Origin of the sequence: Streptomyces sp. WAC05374 (assembly GCF_004353505.1) — a bacterium.
Taxonomy (GTDB): domain Bacteria; phylum Actinomycetota; class Actinomycetes; order Streptomycetales; family Streptomycetaceae; genus Streptomyces.
In genome coordinates this window covers 116,930-136,049 of record NZ_SMNQ01000002.1, presented here as the reverse complement: position 1 = coordinate 136,049, position 19,120 = coordinate 116,930, and the positions used below count along the sequence as shown (strand labels likewise).

Sequence of the window (19,120 nt, the reverse complement as noted above, 5' to 3'; positions counted from 1 at the left end):
CCCTCAATGACCGCCCGTACCCCGCTGATGGCGGGCAACTGGAAGATGAACCTCAACCACCTCGAGGCCATCGCCCACGTCCAGAAGCTCGCCTTCGCCCTGAACGACAAGGACTACGAGGCCGTCGAGGTCGCGGTCCTCGCGCCCTTCACCGACCTGCGGTCCGTGCAGACCCTGGTCGACGGCGACAAGCTGAAGATCAAGTACGGCGCCCAGGACATCTCGGCGCACGACTCCGGCGCGTACACCGGTGAGATCTCCGGCGTGATGCTGTCCAAGCTGAAGTGCACCTACGTCGCCGTCGGGCACTCCGAACGCCGCCAGTACCACGGCGAGAGCGACGAGCTGTGCAACGCCAAGGTCAAGGCCGCCTTCCGCAACGGCCTGGTGCCGATCCTCTGCGTCGGCGAGGGCCTGGACATCCGCAAGGCCGGTGACCAGGTCTCCTACACGCTCGCGCAGCTCGACGGTGGCCTCAAGGACCTGCCCGCCGAGCAGGCCGAGACGATCGTGATCGCCTACGAGCCGGTGTGGGCCATCGGCACCGGCGAGGTCGCCACCCCCGAGGACGCGCAGGAGGTCTGCGGGGCGATCCGCGGCCGGCTCGCCGAGCTGTACTCCAAGGAGCTGGCCGACAAGGTCCGCATCCAGTACGGCGGCTCCGTGAAGGCCTCGAACGTGGCCGCGATCATGGCGCAGCCCGACGTCGACGGCGCCCTGGTCGGCGGCGCGGCGCTGGACGCGGACGAGTTCGTCAAGATCGTCCGGTTCCGGGACCAGTGAGTCCGGTTCCGCGACCGGTGAGTATGCGGTAGGGCGGAATCGTCGTACCCTTGCGGGGGCCGGGGCTCTTTCCGTGGGAGCCTGGGCCCCCGTCGTCCGTAGACGTCCGACAGTCCGTGTAATCCGAGAATTGCCAGGAAGTAGGGTCCAGCCGTGGTTATGGGGTTCTCGATCGCCCTCATCGTCTTCAGCGCGCTGCTGATGCTGCTGGTGCTGATGCACAAGGGGAAGGGCGGCGGCCTCTCCGACATGTTCGGTGGCGGCATGCAGTCGTCCGTCGGCGGCTCGTCGGTCGCCGAGCGCAACCTGGACCGCATCACCGTGGTCGTCGGTCTGCTGTGGTTCGCGTGCATTGTCGTACTTGCTCTTCTGATGAAGCTGGACAACTGACGTCTCGGTTCCGCGTCCCGGGGAGGGGTGTAACTCCAATCACTGGACGCGCGTTGGGCCTTACGTAGACTGGGGCATCTTCGAGCACCATCACGCAGGGAGTTACAACCGTGGCAAGTGGCAACGCGATCCGGGGAAGCCGGGTCGGCGCGGGGCCGATGGGGGAGGCCGAGCGGGGCGAGTCCGCGCCGCGACTCCGCATCTCCTTCTGGTGCTCGAACGGGCACGAGACGCAGCCGAGCTTCGCGAGTGACGCACAGGTCCCCGAGACCTGGGACTGCCCGCGGTGCGGGTTCCCGGCCGGCCAGGACCGGGACAACCCGCCGGACCCACCGCGCACCGAGCCGTACAAGACGCACCTCGCGTACGTCCGGGAGCGCCGCAGCGACGCGGACGGCGAGGCCATCCTCGCCGAGGCGCTGGCCAAACTCCGCGGCGAGATCTGAACACTTGAGGGCCCTGTCGGTGGATTCCACCGGCAGGGCCCGCTCCGTTTTTCCGGGCGTTGTCAGTGGCGCCCTTTGCCGGCTCGTGGCGTCGCCCGGGCGGCGGCCTCGTGGGCGCCGCAGATCAATTAGGTTGGAGGGGCAGCGGGGCAAGCAGGCAGGTACGAGAAGAAGTGGGCTGATGTCCGAGATGAATGCAGAAAGCCGCGCGAGGCTCAACCGGATGCCCGAGTGGACGGCCCTCGGCAAGCACCGGGAGCAGCTCGGGCAGACGCATCTGCGCGAACTGTTCGCCGCCGACCCGGCGCGGGGCACCGCGTACACGCTGCGGGTCGGCGACCTGTATCTGGACTACTCCAAGCACCTGGTCACCGACGAGACGCTGCGGCTGCTGCGCGAGCTGGCCGGCGCGACCGGGGTGGCGGAGCTGCGGGACGCCATGTTCCGCGGAGACAAGATCAACACCACGGAGGACCGGGCGGTCCTGCACACGGCGCTGCGCGCCCCCCGTGAGGCCGTGGTCGAGGTCGACGGCGAGAACGTGGTGCCCGCGGTGCACGCGGTGCTCGACCGGATGGCCGCCTTCTCGGAACGGATCCGCTCCGGCGAGTGGACCGGCCACACCGGCAGGCCCATCAAGAACGTCGTCAACATCGGTATCGGCGGCTCCGACCTCGGCCCGGCGATGGCGTACGAGGTGCTGCGCTCCTACACCCGGCGGGACCTGACGTTCCGTTTCGTCTCCAACGTGGACGGCGCCGATCTGCACGAGGCGGTCCGGGACCTGGACCCGGCCGAGACGCTGTTCATCATCGCCTCCAAGACGTTCACCACCATCGAGACCATCACCAACGCCACCTCCGCCCGCGACTGGCTCCTGACGGGGCTGGGAGCCGGTCAGGAGGCCGTCGCCAAGCACTTCGTGGCCCTGTCGACCAACGCCGGCAAGGTCGAGGACTTCGGCATCGACACGGCCAACATGTTCGAGTTCTGGGACTGGGTCGGCGGACGCTACTCGTACGACTCGGCCATCGGGCTCTCCCTGATGATCGCTATCGGTCCCGACCGGTTCCGGGAGATGCTCGACGGCTTCCACCTCGTGGACGAGCACTTCCGCACCGCCCCGCCCGAGGAGAACGCGCCGCTGCTTCTCGGCCTGCTGGGCGTCTGGTACGGGGCCTTCTTCGACGCCCAGTCCCACGCCGTCCTGCCGTACAGCCACTACCTGTCGAAGTTCACGGCGTACCTCCAGCAGCTCGACATGGAGTCCAACGGCAAGTCGGTCGACCGCGACGGCAACCCCGTGGACTGGCAGACCGGCCCGGTCGTCTGGGGCACCCCGGGTACGAACGGGCAGCACGCCTACTACCAGTTGATCCACCAGGGCACCAAGGTCATCCCGGCCGACTTCATCGGCTTCGCCAGGCCGGTCGCCGACCTGGCGCCGGGGCTGGTGCCCCAGCACGACCTGCTGATGGCCAACTTCTTCGCCCAGACCCAGGCGCTCGCCTTCGGCAAGACGCCCGACGAGGTCCGTGCCGAGGGCGTGGCGGAGGAGCTGGTGCCGCACAAGACCTTCCGCGGCAACCACCCCACCACCACGATCCTCGCGGACGAGCTGACGCCGTCGGTGCTGGGCCAGCTCATCGCGCTGTACGAGCACAAGGTGTTCGTCCAGGGCGCCATCTGGAACATCGACTCCTTCGACCAGTGGGGCGTCGAGCTCGGCAAGGTGCTGGCCAAGCGGATCGAGCCCGTGCTGACCGCCGGCGAGGGCGGCGAGCGGCTGGACAGCTCGACCGCGGCGCTGGCCGACCGGTACCGGACGCTGCGCGGCAGGTGATCCGGTGACGGGGGAGGACGCGGTGCGGCTGCGGCCGCCGAAGAACACGCTCGACCGGCGGGCCGTCGGCTGGTGGCGGACGCAGTGGCTGCTGCTGACCGCCGTGGGCGTGGCGGTACCGGCCGTGCTGGGCGCGCTGATCGGGCCGGCCCGGTTCTGGCTGTGGCTGCCCGCCGGGATCGTGGCCGTGGCCGGGCTCGCCTGCACCGCGTTCCTCCCCCGCTGGTGGTTCCGGGTCCACCGCTGGGAGGTCACGGACGACGCCGTCTACGTCAGGACCGGCGCCTTCTGGCAGGAGTGGCGGGTCGCCCCCATGTCCCGCATCCAGACCGTGGACACCGTACGCGGGCCGCTGGAGCAGGCGTTCGGGCTGGCCACGGTCACCGTGACCACCGCTTCCGCCAAGGGCGCCATCCGGATCGAGGGCCTCGACCACGAGCTGGCCGCGGGGCTCGCCGAGCGGCTCACCCGCATCACCCAGGCCACGCCCGGGGACGCGACATGAGCGGCCCGAACACCGGTACCGGCGGCACGGCACGTTACGACGGTACGGCCGGCGCGGGGGCGGCGCGTGACACGGCCGGCCCGGAGGGTACGCGCGGTCCTTCCGGCCCGGGGGAGGGTTCGCATGGGACCGAAGGGTGGCTGCGGCTCGACAGGCGGGCCGTGCCCCTGACCGCGCTGGTCATGGCCGGGGTCGCCTGCGGTGTCTGCGTGCCGGTCCTGTTCGGGCTGAGCGGCGGTGCCTGGTTCGGTGCCGGACACGGCACGCGCACGCTCCTGCTGCTCGCCGGGGGCGTGCTGCTCGTGGTGGGCGGGGCGGCGGTGGAGTACCTGCGCTGGAGCCGCACGCGCTACCGCATCGGCCCCGAGCGCGCCGAGCTCCACACCGGGCTGCTGCTGGTCAAGCGCCGCTCCCTGGCCCGGGAACGCATACGCAGTGTCGACCTGACGGCCAGTCCGCTGCTGCGCGTCCTCGGCCTGGTGAAGGTGCGGATGGGGACCGGCGAGCACACCGGTGGGGGCGAGTCCACGCTGGAACTGCACCCGGTCAGCAGGGCGGAGGGCGAGCGGCTGCGCCGCGAACTGCTCGGGCGGCCGCCGGCGGCGGACGGGGACGGCCACCGGGACGGCGAGCTGGCGGCCCTGGACCCCCGCTGGCTCCGGTACGCCCCGCTGTCCTTCGTCGCCCCGCTGCTCGGCGGTGCGGCGGCGGGTGGCGTGATGCAGGTCAGCGAGTGGTTCGGCGCCCAGGACGAGGTCATCGACTGGGTGGGCGACCGGTTCCGGGGCACGCCCGTCGGGTGGATCGTCCCGGCCGTCGCCGCGGTCGTCCTGCTCGCGGGCGCTGTCGGCGCGCTCGGCCTGTGGGTCGAGATGTGGTGGAACTACCGGCTGGAGCGCGAGCCGGGCGGCACGCTCCGGGTGCGGCGCGGACTGCTCACCACCCGGTCGATATCCATCGAGGAGCGGCGCCTGCGCGGAGTGGAGCTGGTCGAACCGCTGGGCGCCCGGCTCAGCGGGGCCGCCCGGGTCGACGCGGTCGCCACCGGCCTCGCCGAGGCCGAGGAGGACCAGCACGCCGACCACAGGACGCTGCTCCCCGCCGTGCCCCGCGCCGTGGCGGACGACGTGGCCGCGCGGGTGCTCCGCGAGGCGGCCCCGCCCACCGGCGCGCGGCTCACCAGCCATCCCCGCGCGGCCCGCACCCGGCGGCTGCGGTGGGCCGTGGCGGCCGCGCTGCTTCCCGTCGTGGTCCTCGCCGTCCTCGGTGCCCTGCTCACCGATGTCCTGCTGTACGTCGCCGGGGCCTGCGCCCTGGTGCTCCCGCCCCTCGCGGTGCTCCTCGCCCTCGACGCGTACCGCGGCCTGGGCCACGGGCTCAGCGGCGCGTACCTGGTCACCCGCTCCGGGACCGCCCGCCGTGCCACCGTGGCCCTCCAGCGGGGCGGCGTCATCGGCTGGACGGTCAGGCAGTCGTACACCCAGCGCCGCGCCGGCCTGATCACGCTGACCGCCACGACGGCGGCGGGAGCGGGCGCGTACGACGTGCACGACGCGGACGCGGGCGAAGGGCTCGGCTTCGCCGCCACGGCCGTCCCCGGTCTGCTGGAGCCGTTCCTCGAACGGGACGCACCGCACGGCCGGTGACGCACCGCACAGCGCCGGCGGTCCCCGGAACGGGTCCGGTGCGATGATCATGACGGGTATGACCCACACCAACCGTCGTACGGTCCTCGCCGCACTCGCCACCGCCGCCGTCAGCGGCCCGCTGCTGGGCGGCGTGGCCGCCTCCCCGGCGTACGCGACCGACGAGTTCGACCTCTACACCTCCAACACCGACCTCTACACCAAGCTGGCCGGCAAGGAGGGCACCGAGTTCGCCCGCCGCTACAAGCGGCACGAGTGCCTGGACACCGGTCTCGCCGAGAGAAGCCCGTACCAGCGCACCACGATCATGGCCATGCACGGGGGCGGCATCGAGACGGGCACCTCCGAACTGTGCCTCGGCATCGCCGGGTACCACCCCGCCACCCTCGCGCCGCTCCAGGACGGCCTCGGGGTGCACGACTACTGGATGTTCGAGGGCCTGCGCTCCTCCAACAACCGTGAGCTGCACGTCACGGCGAAGAACAACGACGACCACGTCGCCCTCTCCATGGCGCGCGGCAGCCTCAACGTCCTGAGCCTGCACGGCTGCACGGCGGCCCAGGCGGGGACCGCCGACCCGCGGGCGGTGGTCGTCGGCGGGCTCAACGAGCGGTTCAAGACGCTCCTGAAGGCGGAGTTCGGCAAGGCCGGGATCGCCTGGCGGGACGGCAACGACCCCGAGGTCCGCGACCTGGCCGGCATCAACCCGGACAACCCCTGCAACCGCACCATGCTCGCCAAGGGCGGCCAGTTGGAGCTGACCACCGAGCTGCGGGCCGCGATGTTCACCGTCAACACCCGCGCGGGGCGGGCCGGCAGCACGACGGAGGTCTTCGACCGGTTCGTCGGGGCGTGCCGTGCCGCGATCGCCACCCTCGAGAAGGACGCCGACCAGGTCGTCCTCTGACCCCGCCGACGACCGAGGCCCGGCCCGCCACGAAGGGTGAGCCGGGCCTCGTCGCCCACGGGCGAACCACCGTCAGGGACGTACCGTCACGGAGTCGCCGGCGAGTACAGGGCGCCCGGGAGCCGCGCGGCCGCCGCCCGGTCCAGCAGCCACAGCGTCCGCGACCTGCCGTACGCGCCGGCGGCCGGGGCCTGGACCTCGCCGGCGCCCGACAGCGCGATCGCCGCCGCCTGCGCCTTGTCCTCGCCCGCCGCCAGCAGCCACACCTCACGCGCCGCCCGGATGGCCGGGAGCGTCAGCGATATGCGGGTCGGCGGCGGCTTGGGCGCGCCGTGGACGCCCACCACCGTCAGCTCGGTCTCCCGTACCGCCGGAAGCTCCGGGAAGAGGGAGGCCACATGGGTGTCGGGCCCGACGCCCAGCATCAGGACGTCGAACTCCGGCACCGGGGCGCCCGCGGCGGCAGCCGCTGATCGACAGGGCTCCGGCCCGGCCGCGGCGGCCAGTTCGGCCGCGTACGCGGCGGCCGCGGCGTCCGCGTCCATGCCGTGCGCGCCGCCCGCCACCGGCATGGTGTGCACCCGCGCCGGGTCCAGCGGGACGCTGTCGAGCAGCGCCTGGCGGGCCTGGGTGTCGTTCCGGTCGGGGTCGCCCTCCGGGAGGAACCGCTCGTCACCCCACCACAGGTCCAGGCGCGACCAGTCGACCGCGTCCCGGGCGGGGGACGAACGCAGCGCGGCCAGCAGGCCGTTGCCGTTGCGGCCACCCGTCAGGACGACCGAGGCGGTGCCGCGGGCGGCCTGGGCGTCCACGATCCTCGTGATCAGCCGGGCCGCGGCTGCCTGGGCCATCAGCTCCTTGTCGCGGTGCACGACGAGCTGCGGAGCGCTCACTTGGCCGCCGCCTTCTTGGCCGGCGACTTGGCCGCGGCCTTCTTCGCGGCGGGCTTCGCCGACGACTCCTCCGACGGGGCCGACGCATCGTCGGCGGACCCCTCGGGCGCGGACGACCCATCCGGGTCCCCGGGCTCCTCCGGCCGGTCCGCCTGGTCCAGCCGCTCCACGCCGTACCGCAGCACCGACGCGTAGGTGTCGTCCGGGTCCAGGCGCCGCAGTTCCTCGGCGATCAGCTCGGACGTCTCGCGGCGCTTGAGCGCCACCGCGCGGTCCGGCTGCCCCTCGATGCACAGCGTGGCCAGCGAGGCGTCCGGCCGGTGCAGCACGATGGGGCCGCAGGTGGTCTCCATCCGTACGGCGGTCAGACCGGGCCCGGCCGACGCCGAACGCTTCACCCGGATCTTCAGCCGGTCCGCCAGCCACATGGCCAGCAGCTCGACGCTCGGGTTGAACCCCTCGCCCTCCACCTCGGCCGAGGTGACCTCGCAGGTGACCTGGTCCAGGGCCGCCGCCAGCATCGAACGCCACGGGGTGATCCGGGTCCAGGACAGGTCCGTGTCACCCGGCGTGTAGGCGGCGGCGCGCGCCGCGAGCTCGCGCACCGGGTGCTCGGAGGCGTACGTGTCGGTGACGCGCCGCTGCCCGAGGGAGCCCAGCGGGTCCTTCGCCGGGTCGGTGGGCGCGCCCACCGGCCACCAGACGACCACCGGGGCGTCCGGCAGCAGCAGCGGCAGCACCACGGACTGGGCGTGGTCGATGACCTCGCCGTACAGCCGCAGTACCACCGTCTCGCCGGTGCCCGCGTCGGCGCCCACCCGCACCTCGGCGTCCAGGCGCGCCTTGGCCCGGTCGCGCGGCGAGCGCGAGACGCGCTTGATGACGACCAGGGTGCGCGACGGGTGCTCGCGGGACGCCTCGTTGGCGGCCTTGAGCGCGTCGTACGCGTTCTCCTCGTCCGTGACGATGACCAGGGTGAGCACCATGCCGACGGCCGGGGTGCCGATCGCCCGCCGCCCCTGCACCAGCGCCTTGTTGATCTTGCTGGATGTGGTGTCCGTAAGGTCGATCTTCATGGCCGGCGCCAGCTCCGTCCGTCTCGTGCGAGCATTTCGTCCGCCTCGACCGGACCCCAGGTCCCGGACTGGTACTGCGCGGGCTTGCCGTGCCGGTCCCAGTACTGCTCGATCGGGTCCAGGATCTGCCAGGACAGCTCGACCTCCTCCGTGCGCGGGAAGAGGTTGGCGTCACCGAGCAGGACGTCGAGGATGAGCCGCTCGTACGCCTCGGGGCTGGACTCCGTGAAGGACTCGCCGTACGCGAAGTCCATCGACACGTCCCGGACCTCCATCGAGGTCCCCGGCACCTTCGAGCCGAACCGCATGGTCACGCCCTCGTCCGGCTGGACGCGGATGACCAGGGCGTTCTGTCCCAGCTCCTCCGTCGCCGTGTGGTCGAACGGGGAGTGCGGGGCGCGCTGGAAGACGACCGCGATCTCGGTGACCCGGCGGCCGAGCCGCTTGCCGGTGCGCAGATAGAAGGGGACACCCGCCCAGCGGCGGTTGTCGATCTCCAGCTTGATGGCCGCGTAGGTGTCGGTCTTCGACTGCGGGTCGATGCCCTCCTCCTCCAGGTAGCCGACGGCCTTGGCGCCGCCCTGCCACCCGGCGGCGTACTGGGCGCGCACCGTCGACTTGCCGAGGTCCTTGGGCAGCCGCACCGCGCCGAGGACCTTGGTCTTCTCGGCGGCGAGCGCGTCCGCGTCGAAGGAGGCCGGCTCCTCCATGGCGGTCAGCGCGAGCAACTGGAGGAGGTGGTTCTGGATGACGTCACGGGCGGCGCCGATGCCGTCGTAGTACCCGGCGCGGCCGCCGATGCCGATGTCCTCGGCCATCGTGATCTGCACGTGGTCGACGTACGACCGGTTCCAGATCGGCTCGAAGAGCGTGTTGGCGAACCGCAGCGCCAGGATGTTCTGGACGGTCTCCTTGCCCAGGTAGTGGTCGATGCGGAAGACCTGGTCGGGGGAGAAGACCTCGTGGACGATCTCGTTGAGCTCCTTGGCGGAGGCCAGGTCGTGCCCGAACGGCTTCTCGATGACCGCGCGCCGCCAGGAGTCGCCCTTCTCGTCGGCCAGGCCGTGCTTCTTGAGCTGCTGGACGACGACGGGGAAGAACTTGGGCGGTACGGAGAGGTAGAACGCGAAGTTGCCGCCGGTGCCCTGCGCCTGGTCGAGCTCCTCCATCGTCTTCTTCAGGGTCTCGAACGCCTCGTTGTCGTCGAAGTTGCCCTGGACGAACCGCATGCCCTGGCTGAGCTGCTGCCACACCTCCTCCCGGAACGGCGTACGGGCGTGCTGCTTGACGGCCTGGTACACCTCGTCCGCGAAGTCCTCGTCCGCCCACTCGCGGCGGGCGAACCCGATCAGCGAGAAGCCCGGCGGGAGCAGACCCCGGTTGGCGAGGTCGTATACGGCAGGCATCAGCTTTTTCCGGGACAAATCGCCCGTGACGCCGAAGATCACCAGACCCGACGGCCCCGCGATGCGCGGGAGCCGTCGGTCTGCGGCGTCACGGAGCGGATTCGCTCCATGAACTGCGTTCAAGGTTTACGCCTCCGAAGGGGCGAGGCGCTTGAGCTCCGCCTCGGTCGACTTGAGCAGGTCGTTCCAGGACGCCTCGAACTTGTCGACGCCCTCGTCCTCCAGGAGCTGCACGACGTCGTCGTAGCTGATGCCGAGCTTCTCGAGGGCCGCGAGGTCGGCGCGCGCCTGGTCGTACGTCCCCGCGATCGTGTTGCCGGTGATCGAGCCGTGGTCGGCGGTGGCCTCCAGGGTGGCCTCCGGCATGGTGTTCACCGTGCCCGGGGCGACCAGGTCGTCGACGTACAGCGTGTCCTTGTACGCCGGGTCCTTGACGCCCGTCGAGGCCCACAGCGGACGCTGCTTGTTGGCCTGCGCCCTGTCCAGCGCCGCCCAGCGCTCGCCGCCGAACACCTCCTCGTACGCCTCGTAGGCCAGACGCGCGTTGGCGAGGGCGGCCTTGCCGCGCAGCGCCTTGGCCTCGTCGGTGCCCAGGGAGTCCAGGCGCTTGTCGATCTCGGTGTCCACGCGGGACACGAAGAAGGACGCCACGGAGTGGATCTTCGACAGGTCCAGGCCGCGCTCCTTGGCCTTCTCCAGACCGGCCAGGTAGGCGTCCATCACCGCGCGGTAGCGCTCCAGCGAGAAGATCAGCGTGACGTTGACGCTGATGCCCAGGCCGATGACCTCGGTGATCGCGGGCAGGCCCGCCTTGGTCGCCGGGATCTTGATGAGCGTGTTCGGCCGGTCCACCAGCCACGCGAGCTGCTTGGCCTCGGCAACGGTCGCCTTGGTGTTGTGCGCCAGGCGCGGGTCCACCTCGATCGACACGCGACCGTCCTGGCCCTGCGTCGCGTCGAAGACCGGCCGCAGGATGTCGGCGGCGTCGCGCACGTCCGCCGTGGTGATCATGCGGATGGCTTCCTCGACGGTCACCTCACGGGCGGCCAGGTCCGAGAGCTGCTGGTCGTAGCCGTGGCCCTCGGAGATCGCCTTCTGGAAGATCGACGGGTTGGTGGTGACGCCCACCACGTGCTGCTGGTCGATCAGCTCGGCGAGGTTGCCGGTGGTGATCCGCTTGCGGGACAGGTCGTCCAGCCAGATCGCGACGCCTTCGTCGGAGAGGCGCTTGAGTGCGTCTGTCATGAGAATTGCATCTCCTACTAGTTCGTATACCGGCGTCAGCGCGCTGCGGCTTCGATCGATTCCCTGGCCGCGGCGGCGACCGCCTCGGCGGTGAAGCCGAACTCCCGGAAGAGCACCTTGCCGTCGGCCGAAGCGCCGAAGTGCTCCAGCGAGACGACACGGCCGGCGTCACCGACGTACCGGTGCCAGGTCAGGCCGATGCCGGCCTCGACCGCGACGCGCGCCTTGACCGACGGCGGCAGCACCGCATCCCGGTACCCCTGGTCCTGCTCCTCGAACCACTCGACGGACGGCATCGACACGACCCGGGTCGGGATGCCGGCGGCCTGGAGCTCCTCGCGCGCCTGGACGGCCAGGTGCACCTCGGAGCCCGTGGCGATCAGCACCACCTGCGGCTCGCCGCCTTCGGCGTCGAACATCACGTAGCCACCGCGGGCGGCGTCGTCGTTCCACTCGTACGTCGGCACGCCCTGGCGGGTGAGCGCCAGACCGTGCGGGGCGCCCTTGCCGAACTCCTTGGTCCAGCGGCGCAGGATCTCGCGCCAGGCGATCGACGTCTCGTTGGCGTCGGCCGGGCGCACGATGTTCAGGCCCGGGATGGCGCGCAGCGAGGCCAGGTGCTCGACCGGCTGGTGCGTCGGGCCGTCCTCGCCGAGGCCGATGGAGTCGTGCGTCCACACGTACGTCACCGGCAGGTGCATCAGCGCGGACAGGCGGACGGCGTTGCGCATGTAGTCGGAGAACACCAGGAAGGTGCCGCCGAAGATGCGGGTGTTGCCGTGCAGCGCGATGCCGTTCATCTCCGCGGCCATGGCGTGCTCGCGGATGCCGAAGTGGATCGTGCGGCCGTACGGGTCGGCCTCGGGCAGCGGGTTGCCCTCGGGGAGGAACGACGACGTCTTGTCGATCGTCGTGTTGTTCGAGCCGGCCAGGTCGGCGGAGCCGCCCCACAGCTCGGGGATGACCGCGCCCAGCGCCTGGAGCACCTTGCCGGAGGCGGCGCGGGTGGCGACGCCCTTGCCGGTCTCGAAGACCGGGAGCTTCTCCTCCCAGCCCGTGGGCAGCTCGCCCGCGGCGATGCGGTCGAACTCGGCGGCGCGCTCCGGGTTGGCCGCGCGCCACTCCTGGAACCGCTTCTCCCACTCCGCGCGGGCCTCGCGGCCGCGGTCGAGGGCCTGGCGGGTGTGGCCGATGACTTCGTCCGAAACCTCGAAGGACTTCTCGGGGTCGAAGCCCAGGACGCGCTTGGTGGCCGCGACCTCCTCGTCGCCGAGCGCCGAGCCGTGGGCGGCCTCGGTGTTCTGCGCGTTGGGCGCGGGCCAGGCGATGATGGAGCGCATCGCGATGAACGACGGGCGCGAGGTCTCCGCCCGCGCGGCCTGGATCGCTGCGAAGAGGGCCTCGGGGTCGAGGTCGCCGTTCTCCTTCGGCTCCACGCGCTGGACGTGCCAGCCGTACGCCTCGTACCGCTTCATCGTGTCTTCGGAGACGGCGGTCTCGGTGTCGCCCTCGATCGAGATGTGGTTGTCGTCCCACAGCAGGATCAGGTTGCCGAGCTTCTGGTGGCCGGCCGTGGACGACGCCTCCGCGGAGATGCCCTCCTGGAGGCAGCCGTCACCGGCGATGCAGTAGACGAAGTGGTCGAACGGCGAGGTGCCGGGCGCCGCCTCGGGGTCGAACAGGCCGCGCTCGTAGCGGGCGGCCATGGCCATGCCCACCGCGTTCGCCACACCCTGGCCCAGCGGACCGGTCGTCGTCTCGACGCCGACCGTGTGACCGTACTCGGGGTGGCCCGGGGTCTTGGAGCCCCAGGTCCGGAACGCCTTCAGGTCGTCCAGCTCCAGGCCGAACCCGGCCAGGTAGAGCTGGGTGTACAGCGTCAGGGACGAGTGTCCGGCGGACAGCACGAAACGGTCGCGCCCGGTCCAGTCGGCGTCCGCCGGGTCGTGCCGCATCACCTTCTGGAAGAGGGTGTACGCGGCCGGGGCCAGGCTCATCGCCGTACCGGGATGGCCGTTGCCGACCTTCTGTACGGCATCGGCGGCCAGGATGCGGGCGGTGTCGACGGCCCGCTGGTCCAGCTCGGTCCACTCGAGGTCTGTGGTGGTCGGCTTGGTGCTCACCCTGGGTCAGGGCTCCTCTCCACATGTCGAATGCCGGCGGCGTCAGATCCCACCGGCCGCTGTTGAGCCTACCCCCGCGAGAACGTCCAATTTTTCGAGTCATTCCAGAGTGCCGGGATCGGTCACGATCCGCCTCCTGACTGGGCTCCGCGGCTTTCGGCAAGTGAATACGGAGGCGCTCATCCGATCGCTCATCCGAGCGTGGAATCCACCCTTTGCGGTGCCCTCCCCAACACGACCCACCCCCGCGAAGAGCGAGGTATGGGCAACGTCTAGAGTGGCGTGGTACGCGCGAGTCTTTACCGGGCCTTCACGCCCGGGAGGCGACTCGCTGGGATGTCTCTGTCAGGGGTGTGCGTGACGGCCGTCGAATCCCGTCCGGCGGGTGTGCTCGGGACGAGCACGGGGAAGCGGCCATTCGGGGCCCGCGTCAAGGGCTTCGTCGCCCTGACCAAGCCCCGGATCATCGAGCTGCTGCTGATCACCACCGTCCCCGTCATGTTCCTGGCCGAACAGGGCGTGCCCGACCTGTGGCTGGTGCTCGCCACCTGCCTCGGCGGCTACCTGTCGGCCGGTGGCGCCAACGCGCTGAACATGTACATCGACCGCGACATCGACGCCCTCATGGACCGGACGTCGCAGCGGCCGCTGGTCACCGGCATGGTCTCGCCGCGCGAGGGGCTGGTCTTCGGCCTCACCCTCGCCGTGGTCTCCACGCTCTGGTTCGGGCTGACCGTCAACTGGCTGTCCGCCTGGCTGTCACTCGGCGCGCTCCTCTTCTACGTGGTCGTCTACACGATGATCCTCAAGCGGCGCACCTCGCAGAACATCGTCTGGGGCGGCATCGCCGGCTGCATGCCGGTGCTGATCGGCTGGTCCGCGGTGACCGACTCGATGTCCTGGGCGGCCGTCATCCTCTTCCTGGTCATCTTCTTCTGGACGCCGCCGCACTACTGGCCGCTGTCGATGAAGGTGAAGGAGGACTACGCGCGCGTGGGCGTGCCCATGCTCCCGGTCATCGCCTCCAACAAGGTGGTGGCCCGGCAGATCGTCCTCTATAGCTGGGTGATGGTCGCCGTCTCCCTGCTGCTGACGCCGCTCGGCTACACCGGCTGGTTCTACACGGCGGTGGCGCTGGCGACGGGCGGCTGGTGGCTGTGGGAGGCGCACGCCCTCCAGAACCGCGCCAAGGCGGGCGAGACGGGCGTCAAGCTCAAGGAGATGCGGCTGTTCCACTGGTCGATCACCTATGTGTCGCTGCTGTTCGTGGCCGTGGCGGTCGACCCGTTCCTGCGGTAGACGGACCCTGGCGGGTTTTACTACCGGTGGGTAGCATCCTGTTCATGGCAGACACCAAGCAGGGCGACACCAAGCGGGCCGAGGCCAGGGCCTCCAAGCTCGCCAAGCAGATCCAGGCGTTCTCCAAGGAGCACGGCGGCGCCGAGGGCCAGCTCGCGTACATCGGCCAGATGGGCACCCGCATCGTGCTCGTCGGCGAGGACGGCGGCTGGGGCGACCTCGTCGCCCCCACCCACGAGGTCGCGAAGAGCGCCGCCGAGAAGGCGGGCCTCACGCTCCACGAGGCCTTCGACGGCGACTTCGCCGCCAAGGTCCGCACCGGCCCGTACGAGTGGACCCGCATGGCCGGCATCCAGATCGGCGGCCCCTCGAACGACTGAGGCAACACCTTGGGCGGGGCTCACCCGTTAGGACCTGTGACGGTTCAGCCATCGCAGGGAGCCCCCGCAATGATCGACACCCCGACGCTGGTGGACCAGTACTGCCACGGGGTGCTCCGCACGGAGCTGGGCCTGGGCACCTTCGAGACCCTGCTCGGCAGGGCGGAGGGGCCCCCGGCGGCCGGGACGACCTTCTTCGACACCCAGACCGGCTTCGCCGTACGCCGCTGGTGCCCGCCCCTGCTCGGCCTCGAGCCGCACTGCCCGCCCGCCCGCTACCTGGCCCGCCGCCGGGAGCTCGGCGTGCTGGAGTCGGGCCGCCGGCTGCTGCGCTCCACCGGAATCTCCACCTACCTGGTGGAGACCGGGCTGCCCGGCGACCTCACCGGCCCGGTCGAGATCGCCGCCGCGGGCGACGCCCAGGCCCACGAGATCGTCCGCCTGGAGCTGCTCGCCGAGCAGGTCGCCGACACGTCAGGCACCGTCGACGCCCTGCTCGCCAACCTCGCCGAGGCCGTGCACGGGGCGGCCGTCTCCGCCGTCGCGTTCACCTCCGTCGCGGCGGTACGCCACGGGCTCGCCCTCGCGCCCGCGCCGCCCGGGCCCGGTGAGGTGCGGGGCGCGGCAGGGCGCTGGCTGGCCGGCCGCCGGGTCGGCGGGGCGCTCACCGACCCCGTACTGCTGCGGCACCTGCTGTGGATCGCCGTCGCGTCCGGGCGGCCGCTCCAGTTGCACGTGGGCGTGGACGACCCCATGACGCTGCGGGACTTCGCGGCGGCCACCGCCGGGCTCGGCACCGACCTGGTGCTGCTGCACGGCTACCCCCACCACCGGCAGGCCGCCCATCTGACGAGCGTGTTCCCGCACGTGTACGCGGACCTGGGGCCCGCGCTCGCCCGGACGGGCGCGCGGGCGGCGGCCGTGCTCGCCGAGACCCTGGAGCTCGCGCCGTTCGGCAAGCTGCTGTTCTCCAGCGGCGCCCGCGGGCTGCCCGAGCTGCACGTGGTGGGCGCGCGGGTGTTCCGTGAGGCGCTCGGCCGGGTGCTGGCCGACTGGGTCTGCGACGGCTCCTGGTCGCGGCACGACGCCCAGCGGGTCGCCGACATGATCGCGGCCGGGAACGCCCGGCGGGTGTACGGGCTGGGCTAGCCGGCCGGGAACGGCGGGTGTACGGGCCGGGTCAGCCGGCCGGGCTCAGTGCCGCGTCCGGTGCCTGGGCGGGGATGCCGGTGGCCGGCGCCCCGGCCGGGCGCTCGCGCAGGCTCAGGGCGAGGCGGAGCACCGCGATCCACATCAGGGACGAGCCCAGCATGTGCAGGCCCACCAGGATCTCCGGGACGCCCGTGAAGTACTGCACGTACCCGATGCCGCCCTGCGCCAGCAGCACCAGCAGCAGGTCGCGGGCGCGCGCCCGGGTGTCGTCGGGGGCGTCCACCACGCGCAGCACGAAGAACAGCGCGAGCGCCAGGGCGCACACCGCCCAGGCGAAGAGCGCGTGGATCTGGGCGACGGAGGCGTAGTCGAACGGCATGCGCGGCACGTCGCTGCTGTCGCCCGCGTGCTTGCCCGAGCCGGTCACCGCCGTACCCGCCGCGACCAGCAGAGCGGCCACGACCACCAGCGTCCAGCCCAGCTTGCGCACCGGCCCCGGCACCCGCGGGCGCCGGGCACCGTCCCCCTCACCGGTGCGCAGCCAGCTCACCGTGGTCACCGTCAGCAGCGCGTTGGCGGCCAGGAAGTGGACGGCCACGGTCCACGGGTTGAGCTCCAGCCGTACCGTGATGCCGCCGATGACCGCGTTGAGCGCCACGATCCAGAACTGGAGCCAGCCCAGCCGGCTCAGCTCCCGCCGCCACGGCTTGGCGCAGCGCGCCGCGACGATGAACCAGCCCACGGCCGCCGACACCACGTACGTCAGCATCCGGTTGCCGAACTCGATGGCACCGTGGATGCCCTGCTCGGAGGTGGTGAACAGGCTGTCGTCCGTGCACTTGGGCCAGGTGTCGCAGCCGAGCCCCGAACCGGTGAGCCGGACGGCGCCGCCCGTCACGATGATGACGACCGTCATGATCATGGCGGAGAGGGCGGCGCGCCGGACCGTTCGGGGGGAGGGGGTCCAGCGCTGGGCGATAAAGGCGAGGGGGGTCAACACGGACACCATCGTAGGCGGCCGCTTGTGCATCCGTTCACGAGGCCCCCCGCTGCGCTACTCCCAGCGGAAGAACCGCGCCGCCGCGCCCAGCCCGAGCACCGCCCACACCGTAAGGACGCCCACCGCGCCCCACGGCATCGGCGCCCCGCCCTGGAGCACGTCCCGCAGCCCGTCCGACAGCGCCGAGATGGGCAGCAGCTCCAGCACCGCGCGCGCCGCGTCCGGGAACCGGTCCAGTGGCACGATCACCCCGCCCCCCACCAGGAGCAGCAGGAACACCAGGTTCGCGGCGGCCAGCGTCGCCTCGGCCCGCAGCGTGCCCGCCATCAGCAGGCCGAGCCCCGAGAAGGCCGCCGTGCCGAGCAGGAGGAGCACGAGCACCGGCAGGACGCCGCCCCGCGGGGACCAGCCCAGCGCCAGCGCGATCACCGTCAGCAGCGCGACCTGGAGCACCTCGGTGACCAGGACCGCCCCCGTCTTGGCCGTCATCAGCGCCCAGCGGGGCAGCGGTGAGGCCCCGAGGCGCTTGAGCACCCCGTACCGCCGCTCGAAGCCGGTCGCGATGGCCTGCCCGGTGAAGGCGGTCGACATCACGGCCAGCGCGAGCACGCCGGGGGCCAGGAAGTCCACGGCCCTGCCGCCGCCGGTGTCGACGATGTCGACCGTCGAGAACAGCACCAGCAGCAGCGAGGGGATGATGACGGTGAGCAGGAGCTGCTCGCCGTTGCGCAGCAGCATCTTCGTCTCGAACGCGGCCTGGGCGGCGATCATCCGTCCGACCGGTGCCGCTCCGGGCGCCGGTGTGTAGGTCCCGCCGCTCATGGGCGCAGCTCCTTGCCGGTCAGTTCCAGGAAGACGTCCTCGAGGGTGTGGCGCTCGACCGCGATGCCGTCCGGCATCACCCCGTGCTGCGCGCACCAGGTGGTGACCGTGGCGAGGAGCTGGGGGTCGACCGTGCCGCTGATGCGGTACGCGCCCGGGGTCAGCTCGGCGGCGGCGGTGCCGTCCGGGAGGGCCTTGAGCAGGGAGCCGAGGTCCAGGCCCGGGCGGCCGGTGAAGCGGAGGGTGTTCTCGGCCCCGCCCCGGCACAGCTCCTCGGGGCTGCCCTGGGCGGCGACCCGGCCCGCGTCGATGATCGCGACGTCGTCGGCCAGCTCCTCGGCCTCGTCCATGAAGTGAGTGGTCAGGACGGTCGTGACGCCGTCGGTGCGCAGTTCGCGGATGAGCTGCCAGGTGGCGCGGCGGGCCTGGGGGTCGAGGCCGGCGGTCGGCTCGTCGAGGAAGACCAGCTCGGGGCGGCCGACGACGGCCATGGCGAGCGCCAGGCGCTGCTGCTGGCCGCCGGAGAGCCGCCGGTAGGTGGTACGGCCGCAGGAGCCGAGCCCGAGGCGCTCGATCAGCGCGTCCACGTCCAGGGGCTGGGCGTGGAGTTTCGCCATGTGGCGGAGCATCTCGTCGGCGCGGGCGCCGGAGTAGACGCCGCCGGACTGGAGCATCACGCCGACGCGGGGGCGCAGCGCGGCGGCGTCGGCGACCGGGTCGAGGCCCAGGACGCGGACGGTGCCGGCGTCGGGGCGGCGGTAGCCCTCGCAGGTCTCGACGGTGGTGGTCTTGCCGGCCCCGTTGGGGCCCAGGACGGCGGTGACGGTGCCCGCCCGGACGTCGAGGTCGAGGCCGTCCACCGCGGTCTTCGTCCCGTACCGCTTGACCAGGCCCCGGACCTGGACGACGGACTCGTATCGCATGGCAGTGAAGTCTAGGCAGCGGCGCGGCGTCCCCCGTCCGGCGGGTCGTCCCGGGCGCACGGGAGGGGCCCCCGGGCCGGTCCCGGGAGGCTCTTTACCGGGCGCCGCGCCGGGGGGCGACGGTGCCGCCGATCGGGCAAAACGGGCAGGTCAGGCGCGGCCGCGGCCGCTCGCGTGCCGCTCGAGCGCTGATCGTTTCCGCAGGTCAGGTTAGGTTTCCCTTAGTGATGTACGGCACCGTCCACCGGTCGGGACCTCGCTTGTCAGGCTCTGAGGAATTA

Annotated in this window: 18 protein-coding genes; 10 read left to right on the top strand and 8 right to left on the bottom strand. The window is 71.8% G+C overall.

Annotated features, from left to right (window positions below; all coding sequences use genetic code 11):
• Positions 1 to 6 precede the first annotated feature (6 nt).
• The 7 genes from tpiA (at position 7) to E2B92_RS05615 (ending at position 6,520) form a co-directional block, all read left to right on the top strand.
• A complete protein-coding gene (gene tpiA / locus E2B92_RS05645) occupies positions 7 to 783 on the top strand; it encodes a triose-phosphate isomerase (protein WP_126883575.1) in 777 nt (258 codons plus the stop codon).
• A 159-nt stretch (positions 784 to 942) separates the two neighbouring features.
• Positions 943 to 1,173: a preprotein translocase subunit SecG gene (gene secG / locus E2B92_RS05640; protein ID WP_126883620.1), complete on the top strand. Its 231-nt coding sequence runs from the start codon at positions 943 to 945 to the stop codon at positions 1,171 to 1,173.
• Between the two features lie 110 nt (positions 1,174 to 1,283).
• Positions 1,284 to 1,619: an RNA polymerase-binding protein RbpA gene (locus E2B92_RS05635; protein WP_003976875.1), complete on the top strand. Its 336-nt coding sequence runs from the start codon at positions 1,284 to 1,286 to the stop codon at positions 1,617 to 1,619.
• Positions 1,620 to 1,809: 190 nt separating this feature from the next.
• Complete coding sequence (gene pgi / locus E2B92_RS05630) at positions 1,810 to 3,462, top strand: glucose-6-phosphate isomerase (RefSeq protein WP_126883621.1); 1,653 nt, start codon at positions 1,810 to 1,812, stop codon at positions 3,460 to 3,462.
• A 4-nt stretch (positions 3,463 to 3,466) separates the two neighbouring features.
• On the top strand, positions 3,467 to 3,967 hold the full coding sequence (locus E2B92_RS05625; RefSeq protein WP_126883576.1) for a PH domain-containing protein: 501 nt from the start codon (positions 3,467 to 3,469) through the stop codon (positions 3,965 to 3,967).
• The gene (locus tag E2B92_RS05620; RefSeq protein WP_126883577.1) at positions 3,964 to 5,613 is read left to right on the top strand and encodes a PH domain-containing protein; all 1,650 of its coding nucleotides are present in this window, start codon (positions 3,964 to 3,966) and stop codon (positions 5,611 to 5,613) included. Before E2B92_RS05625 ends, E2B92_RS05620 begins: the two co-directional genes overlap by 4 nt.
• A 58-nt stretch (positions 5,614 to 5,671) precedes the next feature.
• Complete coding sequence (locus E2B92_RS05615) at positions 5,672 to 6,520, top strand: poly-gamma-glutamate hydrolase family protein (protein WP_126883578.1); 849 nt, start codon at positions 5,672 to 5,674, stop codon at positions 6,518 to 6,520.
• 86 nt (positions 6,521 to 6,606) lie between these two features.
• Here E2B92_RS05615 and pgl read toward each other — a convergent pair whose 3' ends face one another.
• The 5 genes from pgl to tkt are packed head-to-tail and all read right to left on the bottom strand — an operon-like array spanning position 6,607 to position 13,263.
• A complete protein-coding gene (gene pgl, locus E2B92_RS05610) occupies positions 6,607 to 7,413 on the bottom strand; it encodes a 6-phosphogluconolactonase (RefSeq protein WP_126883579.1) in 807 nt (268 codons plus the stop codon).
• A complete protein-coding gene (gene opcA / locus E2B92_RS05605) occupies positions 7,410 to 8,489 on the bottom strand; it encodes a glucose-6-phosphate dehydrogenase assembly protein OpcA (protein ID WP_126883580.1) in 1,080 nt (359 codons plus the stop codon). Before opcA ends, pgl begins: the two co-directional genes overlap by 4 nt.
• Entirely contained in the window at positions 8,486 to 10,018 is a 1,533-nt protein-coding gene (gene zwf / locus E2B92_RS05600; RefSeq protein ID WP_126883581.1) for a glucose-6-phosphate dehydrogenase, read from the bottom strand. The genes opcA and zwf overlap by 4 nt, the downstream gene beginning before the upstream one ends.
• A 3-nt stretch (positions 10,019 to 10,021) precedes the next feature.
• Entirely contained in the window at positions 10,022 to 11,140 is a 1,119-nt protein-coding gene (gene tal / locus E2B92_RS05595; protein ID WP_126883582.1) for a transaldolase, read from the bottom strand.
• Positions 11,141 to 11,175: 35 nt separating this feature from the next.
• The gene (tkt, locus tag E2B92_RS05590; RefSeq protein ID WP_126883583.1) at positions 11,176 to 13,263 is read right to left on the bottom strand and encodes a transketolase; all 2,088 of its coding nucleotides are present in this window, start codon (positions 13,261 to 13,263) and stop codon (positions 11,176 to 11,178) included.
• Between the two features lie 336 nt (positions 13,264 to 13,599).
• Between tkt and E2B92_RS05580 the strand changes: the two genes are divergently transcribed.
• From E2B92_RS05580 to E2B92_RS05570, 3 genes are all read left to right on the top strand, one after another.
• Positions 13,600 to 14,562 (top strand): heme o synthase, encoded by a 963-nt coding sequence (locus tag E2B92_RS05580; protein WP_126883584.1) that lies wholly within the window; start codon positions 13,600 to 13,602, stop codon positions 14,560 to 14,562.
• A gap of 44 nt (positions 14,563 to 14,606) precedes the next feature.
• Positions 14,607 to 14,942 (top strand): hypothetical protein, encoded by a 336-nt coding sequence (locus E2B92_RS05575; protein ID WP_126883585.1) that lies wholly within the window; start codon positions 14,607 to 14,609, stop codon positions 14,940 to 14,942.
• 69 nt (positions 14,943 to 15,011) lie between these two features.
• A complete protein-coding gene (locus tag E2B92_RS05570; protein WP_126883586.1) occupies positions 15,012 to 16,091 on the top strand; it encodes an amidohydrolase family protein in 1,080 nt (359 codons plus the stop codon).
• Between the two features lie 31 nt (positions 16,092 to 16,122).
• Here the strand turns inward: E2B92_RS05570 and E2B92_RS05565 are convergent, their stop codons facing one another.
• From E2B92_RS05565 to E2B92_RS05555, 3 genes are read right to left on the bottom strand one after another with little or no spacing between them, the layout of a single operon-like run.
• Positions 16,123 to 17,103, bottom strand: a complete 981-nt coding sequence (locus E2B92_RS05565; protein WP_126883587.1) for a COX15/CtaA family protein — start codon at positions 17,101 to 17,103, stop codon at positions 16,123 to 16,125.
• A 45-nt stretch (positions 17,104 to 17,148) separates the two neighbouring features.
• Positions 17,149 to 17,916, bottom strand: a complete 768-nt coding sequence (locus tag E2B92_RS05560; protein WP_126883588.1) for an ABC transporter permease — start codon at positions 17,914 to 17,916, stop codon at positions 17,149 to 17,151.
• Complete coding sequence (locus tag E2B92_RS05555) at positions 17,913 to 18,839, bottom strand: ABC transporter ATP-binding protein (RefSeq protein ID WP_126883589.1); 927 nt, start codon at positions 18,837 to 18,839, stop codon at positions 17,913 to 17,915. The genes E2B92_RS05560 and E2B92_RS05555 overlap by 4 nt, the downstream gene beginning before the upstream one ends.
• Between the last annotated feature and the right edge of the window lie 281 nt (positions 18,840 to 19,120).